This is a genomic window from Nonomuraea typhae (genome assembly GCF_009760925.1).
Taxonomy (GTDB): Bacteria; Actinomycetota; Actinomycetes; order Streptosporangiales; family Streptosporangiaceae; genus Nonomuraea; species Nonomuraea typhae.
The window spans coordinates 257,649-273,150 of record NZ_VRLV01000005.1; the positions used below are offsets into that span (position 1 = coordinate 257,649).

Consider the following 15,502-nt stretch of genomic DNA (forward strand, 5'->3'; position numbering starts at 1 on the left):
GGCTTCAGACGCTGACGGGCCTGAGCGGCCGCACCGGCTCAGGCAGGTCCAGGCCGCGCTCGGCCCACAACTCCCGCATCCTGTCGGGGTAGTCGGTGACCACGCCTGCCACCCCCAGGTCGAGCATGCGCGCGGCCAGGGCGGTGTCGTTGACCGTCCAGACCGCCACGTCCAGCCCCGCCTCCGCGCACTGCGCCATCAGCTTCTCGTCCACCATCACGTGCTCGGGGGAGAGCGTGGTGGCGCCGGCCGCCGCGGCGGTGGCCGGGACGCCGTCGCCCAGGCAGCCGTGCCAGTGGAGGGTGTCGAGCTCGATGAGCGCGAAGCGCCGCGTGCCTGGGGCCTTCTCGGCGGCGCGGGCGATGATGCGCCAGTCGAAGCTCAGGATCGCCGCGTTGTTCAGCCGGCCGTGCCGTTCGAGCTCGTCGAGCACCAGGTCGGTGAACATCTCCGGGTCGGGCGTGAGCTCGGGGCGGGTCGGGTTGGACTTCAGCTCCACGTGCAGCCGGACGCCGTCGGCGTCGTAGGCGTTGACCAGGCCGAGGACGGAGCCCAGCGTCGGCATCCTGGTGTCGGGGACGGCCTTCTGGGTCAGGGCGAACGGGTCGTCGGGGTGGCGCGGCAGCCGTACGCCCACGTCGAGCATGCGGAGCTGGGCCAGGGTCAGGGCGTTGATGGGCTTGCCCACGTACGGGAAGTCGATGTCGCCGTCGACGAGTGGCCGGGTGTCGGCGCTGGTCACGGCGGAGACGGTCAGATCGTGGGTGAGGACCAGGCGGCGGTCGGCGGTGAGGGCCACGTCGAACTCCAGGGCGTGAACCCCGAGTCGCATGGTGTTGCTGAGTCCCGGCAGCGTGTTCTCGGGCCAGAGGCCCCTCGCTCCCCGGTGTCCATGAATCTCGGCGCGCACACCGGGGACCATACCGTCCGGGTGCCGCTGGTCAGGGATGCCACGCCGCTCCGGTGAGATTGCTCGCACCCGAATAATTGGGAGGAGATAAGTGGATATATCGTCCTAAGCTGGTCTGTCATGAGCGTAGACATCGTACGCGCCTGGGTACGGGGCTGGGCCGTGTCACGCGATACACAACCGCCGGTCGAGGAGTTCTGGGGGCTCCGCGTCGACGTCGGTCTCCCCGGGCACCTGGTCCGCCACATCCTTCCCGACGCATCACCGGCCGTCCTGCGCCACCTCGCCGGGACCCTCGACACCCCGGGCACCTGGCTCAAGGTGTGCGCGCCGGCCGAGCAGGTGACGCCCTCGCTCACCCCTGCCTGGGCGGTCCAGCAGCCCGAGTTCATGATGACCGCGCCGCTGCGCCGTACCCGGGCGACGGCGCCCGACGGCTACACGCTCGCCGTCATCCAGCGCGGCCAGGTCGTCACCGCCCGCCTGCTGACCGCCGACGGCGAGATGGCCGCCCGCGGGCAGATCGCCCTCACCGGCGCCACCGGCGTGGTCGACAAGGTCGAGACCGCCGCCGCGCACCGCCGCCGCGGGCTCGGCAGCGTCGTGATGACGGCCCTGTCCACGGCGGCGGCCGAGCGGGGCGCCACGACCGGCGTCCTGCTGGCCACCGCCGACGGCAAGGCCCTCTACACCACGCTCGGCTGGCAGCAGCACACCGTCGTGACCCCCGCCGTCGTCGCCACCTGACCGCGGCACTACAGCTTGACCAGCATCTTGCCGACGTTTCCGCCGCTGAGGACGTCCAGGAACGCCTGGGGCGCCCGCTCCAGGCCCTCGGCCACCGTCGTCTCCGCCCGCAGCGAGCCGTCGGCCAGCCAGCCCGCCGCCTTGCCGATCCACTCCGGGAACAGGTGGAGGTAGTAGTTGATCAGCATGCCGCGCAGCGTGGCGTTCTTGGCCGCCAGCGTGAACAGGTTGGCCGGGCCGGGCACCGGCTCGGTCGCGTTGTAGGCGCTGATCGCGCCCACCATGGCGATCCGGCCGCCCACGTTGAGCGCGTCGATGGCCGCCACCAGGTGGTCGCCGCCCACGCTGTCCAGGTAGACGTCGATCCCGTCCGGCGCCGCCGCGCGCAACTGCTCGGCCACCGAGCCCGCCCGGTAGTCGATCGCCACGTCGTAGCCGAAGTCCGTCACCAGCTTCCCGCCCTTCACCGGGCCGCCCGCCGAGCCGATCACCCGGGCCGCGCCCAGCTTCCTGGCCAGTTGCCCGGCCACGCTGCCCACCGCCCCGGCTGCCGCCGAGACGAAGACCGTGTCGCCCTGCCGTACCGGAGCCACGTCGGTGAGCGAGGCGTAGGCCGTCAGCCCCGTGGTGCCCAGGACCCCGAGATAGACCTCCGCGGGGGCCAGGGACGGATCCACGACGGTAGCGTGCGGCGCGTCCACCGCCGCGTACTCCCGCCAGCCCGCGAAGTGCACGACCGTCGCGCCGACCGGGATCTCCCGGGCACGGGAGGCCACCACCTCGCCCACCGCGGAGCCGTCCAGCGGCCGGCCGATCTCGAAGGGCGGGATGTAGGACTCCTTGTCGTCCATCCGGCCCCGCATGTACGGGTCCACGGACATCCACGTGTTGCGCACCAGCACCTGGCCGTCCCCGAGCTGCGGGACGGGGGTGGCGGCCAGGTCGAAGTCGCTCAGGGCCGGCTCGCCGGAGGGGCGGGCGGCCAGGCGGATCTCGCGGTTCATGAGGTCTCCTTCAAAGAGTCGAGCAGTCGTTCCGCATCGAGGTCGGACGGGGTTTCGTGGTGGCGGAAGAGCACGGGCTCGCCGGCGTGCAGCGCGCCGAGGTAGGCGAAGACCGGGCGGAGCTGCTCCACCGCGTGCCGTCCGCCGGACTCCCCGCCGTAGGCGACGAAGGCGACGGGCTTGCCCCGCCACTCGTCGCGGTACCAGTCGATGGCGTTCTTGAGCGAGGCGGGGAAGCTCCGGTTGTACTCGGGCGTGACGATCACGAACGCCTCCGCCTGCGCGAGCCACGGCCGCAGATCCCGTACGGCCGGCGGCACGCACGCGTCGGTCAGCACGGCCGGCAGCCATGCCTCGGCCAGGTCGATGACGTCGACGTCCAGATCGCCGCGCCGTACGGCCCGCTCCTGGATCCAGCGGGCGGCCGTGGGGCCGAACCGCCCCTGCCGCACGCTGCCGATGATGATCGCCACTCGCATCCCGGCGCCTCCTCTCCTTGTCGCGGGACCCACTGTGCGCGGCGGCGCGCACGAACGGCTGGGGGTCCGCTGGGGGTAGCGTGACCTGGTGCGATTTGGTGTTCTTGGGGCGCTTTCGGTGTGGGCGGAGGACGGCTCGCCCGTCCGGGTGCCCGAGCTGAAGGTGCGGGCGCTGCTGGCCGATCTGCTCGTTCACGAGGGGCGGCCGGTCTCCGCCGACCGGCTGGCCGACGACCTGTGGGGCGAGGACCCGCCGGGGAACCCGGCCAACACCCTGCAGACCAAGATCTCGCAGCTCCGGCGGGTCGTCGGCCGGGACCTCGTCCGCTACGAACCGGCCGGCTACGTGTTGCACGCTCCCGATGTGGACTCCGTGCGGTTCGCCCGGCTGCTCGCCCGCGCCCACGAGGCGGACGACCTCGGCACGCGGGCCGGGCTGCTGTCCGACGCCCTGTCCCTCTGGCGCGGGCCCGCCTACGCCGACTTCGCCGACGCGGAGTTCATTCGGCCCGCCGCCGCCCGCCTGGACGAGCAGCGGCTGACCGCACTCGAAGAACACGCCGAGGTACGGCTGGCCCTGGGCGAGCACACCCGGCTGGCCGACGAGCTGTCGGAACCGGTGGACGAGCATCCGCTGAGGGAACGGCTGCGGGCGGTTCACCTGCGTGCGCTCTACCGGTCGGGGCGGCAGACGGAGGCGCTGGCCGGGTACGCCGCGTTGCGGGAACGGCTGGCCGAGGAGCTTGGGGTCGACCCCGGGCCCGAACTGGTCTCGCTGCACCGGGCGATCCTGCGCCAGGACCCCGCCCTGGCACCGGTACCCGCACCCGCCACCTCCTCTGCTCGGCCGCGCGGCAATCTGCCCGCGCCGCTCACCGGGCTGGTCGGGCGGGATGACGCCCTGGCCGAGGTGGGGGCGCTGCTCGCGGGCGGGCGGCTGGTCACGCTGACGGGGCCGGGCGGGGTCGGGAAGACGCGGCTGGCGCTCGCCGCGGCCGAGGGGCGGGACGACGCCTGGCTGGTGGAGCTGGCCGGGGTGGGTCTGGGCGGCTCGGCGGGTTCGACGGGTTCGACGGGTTCTGCGGGTTCGACGGGTTCGACGGGTTCTGCGGGTTCTGCGGGTTCGGCGGGTTCTGCGGGTTCGGCGGGTCGTGAGGTGCCTGGGGCCGGGCCGGTGGGCTTCGCGGGGCTGGTTGGGGTGGCCGAGGTGGTGGCCGAGGCGGTCGGGGTTCGGGACGAGGTGGCTGCCCGGGCCGGGATGCCCGGTGCCGGGTTGCCGCAGCGGCTGGCCGACGCCCTTCGCGGGCGTGAGCTCCTGCTGATCCTGGACAACTGTGAGCATCTCGTCGAGCCGGTCGCCGAGCTGGCCGGGCTGCTCCTGCGTGCCGCTCCGGGGCTCACGATCCTGGCCACCAGCCAGGAGCCGCTGGCCATCCCGGGCGAGTCGGTGTACACGGTGGCGCCGTTGGCCGCGCCGTACGCGCTGAGCCTGTTCGCCGCCAGGGCCGGGGTCGGGCTGGACGCCGCCGCCACCCCGTACGCCGAGGCGATCTGCCGGCGCCTGGACGGGCTGCCGCTGGCGTTGGAGCTGGCCGCGGCCCGGGTCCGGGCTCTTGGGGTGCGGGGGGTGGCCGAGCATCTGGACGATCGGTTCCGGCTGCTCGGGGGAACCATGCGCGGGCTGCCCGCCCGGCAGCGCACGCTTCGCGCGGTGATCGACTGGAGCTGGGAGCAGCTGACCCAGGCGCAGCAGCGGGCGCTCGGCGCCCTGGCCGTTCATCCCGGCGGGTGCACGCCGGAGGCCGCGGGCGTGCCCGTCGAGCTTGTGGACCAGCTCGTCAACCGGTCGATGGTGGTGGCCGAGCCGCCGCGCTACCGGCTGCTGGAGAGCATCGCCGCCTACTGCCTGGAACGGCTGACGCCGGACGATCCCCTGTTCGCCCGGCGCGACGCCTACTATGCCGACCTGGCGGAGCGGGCCCGGCCCCAGTTGTACGGCCATGCCCAGCGTGAATGGCTGGCCAGGCTCGATGACGAGATGCTGAACCTGCGGGCCGTGGACACCGGTGACCGGCTGGCCTGGTACCTGTACCTGCGGGGCCGTCACACCGAGGCGCATCGGCTGACGGCGGGGACGGGTTGGGAGCCCGGGTTCGCCATGCTGCTGGGCCTGCCGTACCAGGAAATTTCGGGAAATGACCGGCAGGTGTGGTTCACCGCGCACGCTTACCTGGGGCTGGGGGACGTGGGCAGGGCCGAGCCGCTGCTCACCGGCGTGCTGGCCGGGTTCCGGGCCTCGGGGGACCGGTGGGGGGAGGCGGCGGCGCTCATGGGGCGGGCCAAGCTGGCCATCTTCCAGGGGGACCTCGCCCTGGCCGAGCGCAGCGGGACCGAGAGCCTGGACATCTTCACCGACCTCGGTGACCAGTGGGGCCGGATGCAGGCCAACGACCAGCTCGGCTACCTGGCCGAGATCACCGGCGACTACGCGCGGGCCGGGGCCCTGCACCGCGAGGGGCTGCGGATCGCGGAGGACCTGCGGCTGTGGACGGACGCCTCCTACCGGCTGTCCAGCCTGGGGCGGATCGCGCTGCTCACCGGGGACCTGGGGCGCTCACGGGAGTTCCATGAGCGGGGCATGCGGCTGGCGGCCGAGCAGTCGAACCGGTTCGCCGAGGAGTTCGCCCGGGTCGGGCTTGGATTGGCCGCTCGCCGGGCCGGGGACCTGGATGAGGCCGAGCGGCTGTTCCTGGCCTCACTGGAGTGGAACCGGCGGCTGGCGGCCGACTACGGGGTGCCCTTCTACGGGGTGACGCTGATTCTGGCGGAGCTCGGGTTCGTGGCCGAGCTGCGTGGCCGGGCCGTACGTGCGAGGGAACTGCACGAGGAGGGGCTGAGGGCGGCGCGGGAGCTCGGGGATCCCCGGTCGGTGGCGCTCGCGCGGGAAGGGCTGGCGGGGGTGGCGGTGCTCGACGGGCTTCCCGAGGAGGCGCTGCGGCTCCTGGAGGAGGCGGCCGAGCTGCGGGAGTCGGTGGGCGCGCCCCTGCCTCCGGCCGAACGGGGGGACGTGGAGCGGATCCGGGCGGCCGCCGGGAAGGCGCTCGGCCGATCTTGAAGGGGCGGGCCGGGGATCTTCCCCGGCCCGCCACACGTTCAGACCAGGGAGCGCAGGGAGATGGTCTGGTCGCGGCCCGGGCCGACGCCGATGGCGGAGATGGGGGCCCCGCTCATCTCCTCCAGCGTCCGCACGTACGCCTGGGCGTTCGGCGGCAGGTCGTCGAACGACTTGGCCCCCGAGATGTCCTCCTGCCAGCCGGGGAACTCCTCGTAGATCGGCTTGGCGTGGTGGAAGTCGGTCTGGGTCATCGGGATCTCGTCGTGGCGGGTGCCGTCCACGTCGTAGGCCACGCAGACCGGGATGCGCTCCAGCCCGGACAGCACGTCGAGCTTGGTGAGGAAGAAGTCGGTGACGCCGTTGATCCGGGTGGCGTAGCGGGCGATGACGGCGTCGAACCAGCCGGTGCGGCGGTTGCGGCCGGTGGTGACGCCGTACTCGCCGCCGGTGGTGCGCAGCCACTCGCCCATCTCGTTGTCGAGCTCGGTCGGGAACGGTCCCGAGCCGACGCGGGTCGTGTACGCCTTGAGGATGCCGATGACCTTCGTCAGCCGGTGCGGCGGGATGCCGGCGCCCGCGCAGGCGCCGCCGCTGGTCGGGGAGGAGGAGGTCACGAAGGGGTAGGTGCCGTGGTCGATGTCCAGCAGCGTTCCCTGGCCGCCTTCCAGCAGCACGAACTTGCCGTCGTCCAGCGCGCGCGCGAGCACGAGCGAGGTGTCGGCGATGTGTGGCTTGAGGCGTTCCGCGTACCCGAGGTACTCCTCCAGGACCTGGGCGTGGTCGAGCCCGCGCCGGTTGTAGATCTTGGTGAGGATCTGGTTCTTCTCGTTGAGCGCGACCTCGATCTTCTGCGCCAGGATGCCGGGGTCGAGCAGGTCCTGGACCCGGATGCCGACCCGGTAGATCTTGTCGCCGTAGGCCGGGCCGATGCCCCGCCCGGTGGTGCCGATCTTGGCCTTGCCCAGGTAGCGCTCGCTCACTTTGTCCAGGGCCTTGTGGTGGGGCATGATCAGGTGCGCGTTCGCCGAGATCAGCAGCTTGTCCGCGGACACGCCCCGCTCGGCCAGGGCGTCGATCTCCTCCAGGAGCACGCCCGGGTCGATCACCACGCCGTTGCCGATGACGGGCACGACGTTGGGCGACAGGATGCCCGTGGGCACCAGGTGCAGCGCGTACTTCTGGTCGCCGATGACGATCGTGTGGCCCGCGTTGTTGCCGCCCTGGTAGCGGACGACATACTCAACGGCGTCGCCGAGCAGGTCAGTGGCCTTTCCCTTGCCTTCATCGCCCCACTGGGCACCCAAGACAACGACAGCCGGCATGGTTAACTCCAAAACAACAAAGGAAAAAACCCCTGGCGCAACAGCGACAGGGGCTCTTGCGTAGCGAGACTACCCGATTGGGTTATTCGTCCCCAAGGCTCACTTGGCCAGCGCGTCGTAAGCCGCCGGGTCGCTGTCCTTGAGGAACTGGATGCAGCGCTCGGCCTCGTCCTTCTCGCCGATCGACTGCGCGGCCCTGGCCAGGGAGTACAGGCAGCGCAGGAAGCCGCGGTTCGCCTCGTGCTCCCACGGGATCGGCCCATGTCCCTTCCAGCCGTTGCGGCGCAGCTGGTCGAGGCCGCGGTGGTAGCCGGTGCGGGCGAAGGCGTAGCTGGTCACGGCGTGGCCCTGCGCGAAGTACTCCTCCGCGAGCGCCGCCCACGCTCCCGGGTAGGCGGGAAAGCGCGCGGCGACGTCGGACGGCTTGACGCCGGACTCGAGTGCCTCGCGGGCCTCGGGCAGATCCGGCAGAAGGGTCGGGGGCGGCCCGGCGAGAAGGTTTTCCATACAAACAGTCATACCCGCCGGGCCACCCGGATGACTAGGCGATCTTCGTGCCGGCCGACTTCAGGTCCTGGCACGCCTGGGTGATGCGGGCGGCCATGGAGGCTTCGGCGGTCTTGCCGTAGGAACGCGGGTCGTAGACCTTCTTGTTGCCGACGTCGCCGTCGACCTTGAGCACGCCGTCGTAGTTGGTGAACATGTGCGCGGCGATCGGGCGGGTGTAGGCGTACTGCGTGTCGGTGTCGATGTTCATCTTGATCACGCCGTAGGAGATCGCCTCGTGGATCTCCTCCAGCGCCGACCCGGAGCCGCCGTGGAAGACCAGGTCGAACGGCTTGTCCTTGCCGTACTTGGCGCCGACCGCGTCCTGGATCTCCTTGAGCACCGGCGGGCGCAGCTTGACGTGCCCCGGCTTGTAGACGCCGTGCACGTTGCCGAACGTCGCCGCCAGAAGGTAGCGGCCCTGCTCACCGATGCCGACCGCCTCGGCCGTGGCCAGCGCGTCCTCGGCCGTGGTGTAGAGCTTCTCGTTGATCTCGCCGACGACGCCGTCCTCCTCGCCGCCGACGACGCCGATCTCCATCTCCATGACGATGTTGGCGCGGCGGCACTTGTCGAGGAGTTCCTTGGCGATCTCGAGGTTCTCCTCCAGAGGTACGGCGGAGCCGTCCCACATGTGCGACTGGAACAGCGGGTCCTGGCCCTTGGAGACGCGCTCCAGGGAGATGTCGACCAGCGGGCGCATGAATCCGTCGAGCTTGTCCTTCGGGCAGTGGTCCGTGTGCAGGGCGATGGTCACCGGGTACTTGGCGGCCACGACCCGGGCGTACTCCGCGAGAGCGGTCGCACCGATCACCATGTCCTTGACGGACGCGCCGGATAGGAACTCCGCGCCGCCGGTGGACACCTGGACGATGCCGTCGCTCTCGGCCTCGGCGAAGCCGCGCAGGGCGGCGTTCAAGGTCTGAGACGAGGTCACGTTGATCGCCGGGTAGGCGAATCCGCCTGCTTTGGCCCGGTCGAGCATCTGTGCGTAGACCTCTGGGGTGGCGATAGGCATGATGCATCTCCTGTAACGTTCGGCGTCGCGTGCCCAGTATCCCGGCTCCTTCACCCGCGTGGTAGTGACACGGGCCGGTACCCTCGTTAGGTGGACTGGCTTCTCAACCTCCTGGACCCGACATGGTGGCTCACCATCCTCGGGGCCTTCGCCACGGTCGGCGTGCTGGCGATCATCTTTGCCGAGACCGGCCTGCTGCTTGGTTTCTTCCTGCCCGGCGACTCCTTGCTGGTGGCCGCGGGGATCTTCAGCTCGGCCTCGGTAGCCGTCGGCATGGGCATCGAGCCGATCTCCCTGCCGGTCCTGCTGATCGGGACGCCGCTGTGCGCGATCGCCGGGGCTCAGCTCGGCCATTTCCTCGGCGCGAAGTTCGGCCGCCGGATGTTCGACAAGCCAGATTCCAAGCTCTTCAAGAAGGAGCACGTGCTCCGGGCGGAGGAGTTCTTCGAGAAGTTCGGCCCGGCCAGGGCGGTGGTGCTGGCCAGGTTCGTGCCGATCGTGCGCACGTTCATGAACCCGGTCGCCGGGGTGCTGGAGATGAGCCCGCGGCGGTTCTTCCTGTGGAACGTCATCGGCGGCGTGGTCTGGACCGAGGGCCTGATCCTGCTCGGCTACTTCCTGGGCAGCCGCGTCGACCCCAAGCAGATCGACCGCTACATCCTGCCCGGCGTCTTCCTCATCGTCCTCATCTCCCTGATCCCGATCTTCGTCGAGGTGATCAAGAGCCGCCGTGCGGCCAAGGCGCTGCCGGAGCCGAACGGCAAGCACCACAGGGTCGACATGAAGCCGTAAAGGGAAACTGAGGTTACCAACGGGTACGCTCCGGTGTGTGGGACGTCACAGGACTGACCCGATGGGCCTCGCCAGGCTCGGGCTCGCCGCGCTCGCGGTCGCGCTCCTGGTCGTGCTGGTCGTGATCGGGGCGCGAGCCCTGCTCAGCTCGCTCGACACGCCGGAGCCCGTCGCCGAGCGCACCTCGGCCGTGCCGTCCGTCAGCGCCCAGGTGCCGACGGTGCGCATCGAGTGCGTGGCCGAGACGTGCCCGCTGGTCACGGTCCGGGTGCCGGGCGGCGACGTGCTGCAGTACCGCGACATGAGCAGGGGCGAAGAGGTGAGCTACTTCGAGCCGGAGCTGTCGGTGGTGCTCTCCGACGCGGGCACGGTGCGGGTGGCCGAGAACGGGAAGCCGCGCGCCCAGGGCAAGCCGGGCGCGCGCGAGGCGTTCACCGTGAAGAGCTTGGTGAAAAGCCCTGTGCCGAGCACCGCGAAAAGCGGCTGATCACAGGTCGAAGTCGCCCAGCGTGTAGGCGTAGCGGTACTCCAGGCCCTCATCGGCGAGCCGCGGCGCCGCGCCCCGCTCGACGATGGTGACGACGGCCACCACCTCGGCGCCCTCCTCGCGCAGGGCCTCGACGGCGGTCATGACCGATCCGCCGGTGGTCGAGGTGTCCTCCAGGGCCAGGACGCGGCGGCCCTTCACCTCCGGGCCCTCGATGCGGCGCTGCAGCCCGTGCACCTTCTGCGCCTTGCGCACCACGAACGCGTCGAGGGTGCGCCCCTGGGCGGCGGCGGCGTGCAGCATCGCGGCGGCGACCGGGTCGGCGCCCAGCGTCAGCCCGCCCACGGCGTCGTAGTCGAGGTCGCCGGTGAGTTCCAGCAGCACCCGGCCGACGAGCGGCGCCGCCGTACCGTCGAGGGTGATGCGGCGCAGGTCGAGGTAGCTGTCGGCCTCCTGCCCTGACGACAGGATGACCTTGCCGTGGACGACGGCCTTGTTCTTGATCTCGGCAAGCAGCTTCTCGCGATCTGTCATGTCTCCAAGCTTAGGGTTCGCAGCAGAGTGAGGGCCTGCTCGAACCTTTCCGGGAGCCGGTTGACCGAGACCCGGAACAACTCCAGCCGGGCCATCCGCCCGGTCAGCGCCGGCCCCGCCCTGGCCAGCGCGCCGACGCGGGCGGGCGCGAGTTGCGCGAGCGTCTCGTCGCCGGAGAACGCCTCGCGCGCCGCCGTGGCCAGGTCGAGCATCGCCGCCAGCCGTCCCGCGAGATCGGCCGGCCGCCGGTACGGCTCGGCGACCACGAGCCGGTGCCGGTCGGCCATGGATCCCCGGTAGACCTCGGCCAGCCGGGTGCGCAGGTAGGTCACGGTGGCCAGGCCGGTGAACGGGTCCTCGCAGCAGAGCCCGTTCACCGGGGCGAAACTCGCCTCGGTCCAGCCGACGGCGAACGATCGCGCGACGGAGTACGGCGGCTCACCGAGCCCGAGGGTGGTGAAGAGCGCGGCGAGGTCGGTCATGCCCTCGCCGATGCCGACCCCGGCTCTGGCTCGTGCGCCCCCGAGCGCGGCGCAGGCACGCATCAGGTCGTGGCCCCTGTTCACGGCCTTGATCGTGTGCTCCACCGCCGGTGTCCACCAGTCCTCGGGAACCGACCAGCCGGCGGCCAGGCTCCGCCTGCGCCAGCGCCAGCGCAGCGTTCCTGGATTGTCCTCGTCCATCTGTCCTCCGAAGGGTTTCAAAGGCAAAGACGAGCTTTCGGGTTAGTCATGACGCGGAATGCGGAATGATTCGGCGGGGCAACCCCGCGTAATCGTGAGGTCACTATGAGTGTCGAATCGCCGCAAAGCGATGCAGATCTACTCGAAGCGGTAAGAGGTGGCAATGCCGCCGCCTACGGCGAGCTCTACGAACGCCACGTCGTCGCCGCTCGAGCCCTCGCCCGGCAACTGGTGCGCGGCGAAACCGACGTCGAGGACGTCGTCGCCGAGTCCTTCACCAAGATCCTCGACTTGGTGGGCCGCGGCGGCGGCCCCGACGCCGGATTCCGTCCCTACCTGCTGACCGTCGTGCGCCGCACGGTCTACGACCGCAGCCGGGTCGAGAGCCGTCAGGTGAGCACCGGCGAGATCGAGCTGTTCGACCCCGGGGTGCCCTTCGTCGACCCCGCCCTCACCGGGCTGGAGAAGTCGCTCATCGCCCGCGCCTTCCTGTCGCTGCCCGACCGGTGGCGCGCGGTCCTCTGGCACACCGAGGTCGAGAGCGCCAAGCCCGCCGACGTCGCCCCGCTCCTGGGACTGAGCGCGAACGGCGTGGCCGCGCTGGCCTACCGCGCCCGCGAGGGCCTGCGCCAGGCGTACCTGCAGATGCACCTGGCCGCCTCGCCCCAGCAGTCCTGCCGGCCCGTGCTCGGCAAGATGGGCGCCTACGTCAGAGGCGGACTGGCCAGAAGAGACGCCAAGACCGTCGACGACCACGTCGGCGGCTGCGCCGAGTGCAACGCCGTGCTCATGGAACTCGTCGACGTCAACCGCGGCCTGCGCGTCATCGTCGGCCCGCTCATCGTCGGCCCGATCTTCGCCGGATACGTCGCCGCCCTGGCCAAGGCGGGTGCGGCGAGCGGCGCCGGGGCCGGGATCCTGCACGCGCTCGGCTGGATCCGCCGCGCGCCCAAGAGCCAGCAGGCCGCGGCGGCGGGCGGCGTGGCGGCCACGGTCGCCGTCGCCGCCTTCCTGCTGGTCTCGGGGGAGGAGCCGGTCAAAAAGCCGCCGGTGGCCGTGGCGCCCAGCCCCACCCGGCAGTCGCCGCCCGTGGTCGAGCCGCCGCCGCCTCCGCCCGAGGAGAAGCCGTCCAGGACACCGGACCCCACCCCGGCCACCTCCCCGCCGGGCAAGGCCAAGCTGTCGGCGACCATCGGCGCGCTGGGCTCGCTGGTCCGCGCGCAACCGGGCATCGTCGGCATCCGGCTGCGCAACGCCGGGCGCGGCGCCAGTGAGGAACTGGCCGCCACCGTCGCCCTGCCGGAAGGCGTCACGCTCATCGCCGGCAGCCGCAGGGGCGCCGCCGCGGCCGTGGTCGAACCGGTCGGCACCGTGGACGGCTGGTCGTGCAAGGTGGCCGAGCGCGGCGCCCAGTGCGTGCGCCGTCCGCTCAGAGGCGGCGCCGCGACCGCGGTCTTCCTGCGGGTGCGCGTGGCCTCGACGGCGCCCGAGGGCACCGGGCCCGCGGTCCGCATCAAGGCGGGCGGCGTCCAGGTGCGGGCGGTCGCGCCGGTCGGCGTCCGCGAGGACGGCGCGCCCGCCCGCTTCGCCACCGACGGCAAGGTCGTCGTCAGGTCCGTCGGCAACGCGCTGCTCACCTGCCCGCCTGCCCGCGAGGGGTGCGCCGAGGCGCTGCGCAGGCAGGGGAACCGGCGCGACAACGACCTGTGGCCGATGCAGGCGCTCGACCGCGACACCGTGCCCGGCACCAAGTCGTCCAGCGCCGCCCGCCTCGAACTACCCGCGGGCGGGCAGGTCGTCTGGGCGGGCCTCTACTGGTCGGCGAACACCTCGGCCGGTGGGCCGATCAAGTTCCGCCCCGCGGGGCGCAAGGGCTACGAGGTCGTCCGGCCGAACCAGGTGATGCGGCGAGAGCTGCCCGCCGGTCCGGCCTACCAGGCGTACGCCGACGTGACGGGACTGGTCAGCAGTGGCGCGAAGAAGGGACTGTGGTGGGCGGCCGACGCACCCATGAAACCGGGTATTTCCGCACATGCCGGGTGGAGCCTGGTGGTCATCGCCACCGATCCCGCTCAGCCGTACAGCCAGGCGGTCGTCCTCGACACGGCCATGCAGATCGGCGGGGAGGAGGGCACGGCGGGACGGCTGGACGTGCCGCTGGGCGGCCTGATCCCGGCGGCGGTGCCCGCGCGGGTCGATCTGGTGACCTGGGAGGGCGATGCCGACCTTTCCGGCGACAAGGTCTCGCTGGGCGGCGGGCCGCTGGTGCCGGAGTCGGGGGACCGGGCGGCGGGCAACGTCTTCGACGGCTCCGCCAACGGGGCCAAGGCGCTCACGTTCGGTGTCGACGTGGACACCTTCGGCGCCGAGTTGGGGGCGCGTCCCCGCCTGTCCATCACCACGAGACAGGATGCGGTGCTCTTTGGTGTCGCGGCGGTGAGTGTCCGCGCACGGTCGTGACCGTGAACGGGACAGACTGGTACGGTCTGCGTAAATCCTCTGGCGTAACGTCGGGCGAGGGCGGAATCGTCGGGATTAACCCTCGCACGATCATTGGCTTCATTACCCTGGTAAAGGGCCGCCGAGTCCGGCTCTGACGGTGCAGGGCCAGAAGGTCGGGCCACCTAGAAAGGGGCGGTGTCGCGTGGATCGCTGCGCGCTGTTCGTGGACGCTGGCTACTTGCTGGCAGACGGCGCGATGGCCGTTCATGGGACCCGCCATCGCGAAGCCGTCTCCTGGGACTACCCCGGTCTGCTCCAGCTCATGACCAACCTGTCCCGTGAGCGCACGGGCCTGCCGTTGCTGCGCTGCTACTGGTACGAGGCGACCGTCGAAGGCCGCCGCACCCCCGAGCACGACGCCCTGGCCGACATCCCCGGCCTCAAGCTCCGCCTGTCGCGCATCAGGCCCGGCCGCAGGGAAGGCGTGGACGCCCAGGTGCACCGCGACCTCATGACCCTGGCCCGCAACAGCGCCATCTGCGACGCCGTCGTGGTCAGCGGCGACGAGGACCTCGCCCAGGTGGTGTGCGACGCCCAGGACCTCGGCATCCGGGTGACGGTCGTGCACATTACCGCCGACGGCAGCTGGGCCGTCTCCCGCTCGCTGCGCCAGGAGAGCGACGACCTCATCGAGATCGGCGGCGGCCACCTGCGCCCCTACGTCAACCTGGTCACCGGCTCCACCGAAGCCACCAACGGCCACCAGCCCGTCAGCAACGGCCAGGCCGCGCACGCCTCACTCCAGCCCTCACCGCCCGCCTCCCTCCCCCCGGCCTCCACCACCCCCAACGGCCCGGCCCCCACGCCTCCTCCGGCCCCGCCGGCGCCGAGCCGCCCCTCCGCCCTGCCGTCGTACACCGGCTACCAGCCCGACCCCCTGTCCTCCCCGTCGCCGCCGCCCGCCGCCCCGCAGGCGGCCCCTTCCCCGGCCCCGGTGACCGGCCCCATCCAGGCCCAGCAGCCCTCCGCCGGCCAGTACTCCTCGCCCTCGGCCTACCAGCCCTCGCAACTCGGCCCCTACACCGGCCCGCAGCCCGCCCCCGTCACCCCGGCGCCGGCGGCCACGGGCGGCGCCACCACGCTGGCCGACGCGGTGAAGGCGGCCCATCGGGAAGGACACGACTTCGGCGAATCGGTCGCCCGCGACGCGCCCGCGCTGTGGCTGGAGGCGGTCCTGGCCAGGAAGCCCCGCATGCCGTCCGACCTGGAGGCGCGGCTGCTGCAGGGGTCGTCACTGCCGATCGACTTCCTCCTGCACGACGAGGTCCGCCACGCACTCCGCCGCGGCTTCTGGGACGCCCTCGAACGCGCCCGCCACTGATTTCCTCTTCTTCTCTTACGGCGTGGCCGCCGCGCCCGCCAC

General features: G+C 71.7%; 14 protein-coding genes. 6 read left to right on the top strand and 8 right to left on the bottom strand.

Translation table 11 applies throughout. The features are described from left to right. Positions 1 to 4: 4 nt before the first annotated feature. Positions 5 to 922, bottom strand: a complete 918-nt coding sequence (locus FVE25_RS20655) for a glycerophosphodiester phosphodiesterase family protein (RefSeq protein WP_157248644.1) — start codon at positions 920 to 922, stop codon at positions 5 to 7. Positions 923 to 1,030: 108 nt separating this feature from the next. Between FVE25_RS20655 and FVE25_RS20660 the strand changes: the two genes are divergently transcribed. After that, entirely contained in the window at positions 1,031 to 1,657 is a 627-nt protein-coding gene (locus FVE25_RS20660) for a GNAT family N-acetyltransferase (RefSeq protein WP_157248645.1), read from the top strand. 8 nt (positions 1,658 to 1,665) lie between these two features. Here the strand turns inward: FVE25_RS20660 and FVE25_RS20665 are convergent, their stop codons facing one another. Beyond that, positions 1,666 to 2,661, bottom strand: a complete 996-nt coding sequence (locus FVE25_RS20665) for an NADP-dependent oxidoreductase (protein ID WP_157248646.1) — start codon at positions 2,659 to 2,661, stop codon at positions 1,666 to 1,668. Further along, on the bottom strand, positions 2,658 to 3,140 hold the full coding sequence (locus FVE25_RS20670) for an NADPH-dependent FMN reductase (RefSeq protein WP_157248647.1): 483 nt from the start codon (positions 3,138 to 3,140) through the stop codon (positions 2,658 to 2,660). The genes FVE25_RS20665 and FVE25_RS20670 overlap by 4 nt, the downstream gene beginning before the upstream one ends. A gap of 88 nt (positions 3,141 to 3,228) precedes the next feature. On the opposite strand from FVE25_RS20670, the gene FVE25_RS20675 reads away from it, so the two are divergent. Then, positions 3,229 to 6,255: an AfsR/SARP family transcriptional regulator gene (locus FVE25_RS20675; protein WP_157248648.1), complete on the top strand. Its 3,027-nt coding sequence runs from the start codon at positions 3,229 to 3,231 to the stop codon at positions 6,253 to 6,255. Positions 6,256 to 6,293: 38 nt separating this feature from the next. On the opposite strand, the gene FVE25_RS20680 is transcribed toward FVE25_RS20675, so the two are convergent. From FVE25_RS20680 to fbaA, 3 genes are all read right to left on the bottom strand, one after another. Continuing rightward, entirely contained in the window at positions 6,294 to 7,577 is a 1,284-nt protein-coding gene (locus FVE25_RS20680) for an adenylosuccinate synthase (protein WP_157248649.1), read from the bottom strand. A gap of 99 nt (positions 7,578 to 7,676) precedes the next feature. Further along, the gene (locus tag FVE25_RS20685) at positions 7,677 to 8,084 is read right to left on the bottom strand and encodes a DUF3151 domain-containing protein (protein WP_219825584.1); all 408 of its coding nucleotides are present in this window, start codon (positions 8,082 to 8,084) and stop codon (positions 7,677 to 7,679) included. A gap of 34 nt (positions 8,085 to 8,118) precedes the next feature. After that, on the bottom strand, positions 8,119 to 9,141 hold the full coding sequence (gene fbaA / locus FVE25_RS20690; RefSeq protein WP_157248651.1) for a class II fructose-bisphosphate aldolase: 1,023 nt from the start codon (positions 9,139 to 9,141) through the stop codon (positions 8,119 to 8,121). 90 nt (positions 9,142 to 9,231) lie between these two features. Between fbaA and FVE25_RS20695 the strand changes: the two genes are divergently transcribed. Both FVE25_RS20695 and FVE25_RS20700 read left to right on the top strand, forming a co-directional pair. Continuing rightward, a complete protein-coding gene (locus tag FVE25_RS20695; protein ID WP_157248652.1) occupies positions 9,232 to 9,933 on the top strand; it encodes a DedA family protein in 702 nt (233 codons plus the stop codon). Between the two features lie 37 nt (positions 9,934 to 9,970). Beyond that, positions 9,971 to 10,420: a hypothetical protein gene (locus FVE25_RS20700; protein ID WP_157248653.1), complete on the top strand. Its 450-nt coding sequence runs from the start codon at positions 9,971 to 9,973 to the stop codon at positions 10,418 to 10,420. Here the strand turns inward: FVE25_RS20700 and pyrE are convergent, their stop codons facing one another. Further along, on the bottom strand, positions 10,421 to 10,954 hold the full coding sequence (gene pyrE, locus FVE25_RS20705; RefSeq protein WP_157248654.1) for an orotate phosphoribosyltransferase: 534 nt from the start codon (positions 10,952 to 10,954) through the stop codon (positions 10,421 to 10,423). Then, on the bottom strand, positions 10,951 to 11,637 hold the full coding sequence (locus FVE25_RS20710; protein WP_157248655.1) for a hypothetical protein: 687 nt from the start codon (positions 11,635 to 11,637) through the stop codon (positions 10,951 to 10,953). Before FVE25_RS20710 ends, pyrE begins: the two co-directional genes overlap by 4 nt. A gap of 105 nt (positions 11,638 to 11,742) precedes the next feature. Between FVE25_RS20710 and FVE25_RS20715 the strand changes: the two genes are divergently transcribed. After that, a complete protein-coding gene (locus FVE25_RS20715; RefSeq protein ID WP_157248656.1) occupies positions 11,743 to 14,097 on the top strand; it encodes a sigma factor in 2,355 nt (784 codons plus the stop codon). A 184-nt stretch (positions 14,098 to 14,281) separates the two neighbouring features. Then, positions 14,282 to 15,460: an NYN domain-containing protein gene (locus tag FVE25_RS20720; protein WP_157248657.1), complete on the top strand. Its 1,179-nt coding sequence runs from the start codon at positions 14,282 to 14,284 to the stop codon at positions 15,458 to 15,460. Positions 15,461 to 15,502: the final 42 nt, after the last annotated feature.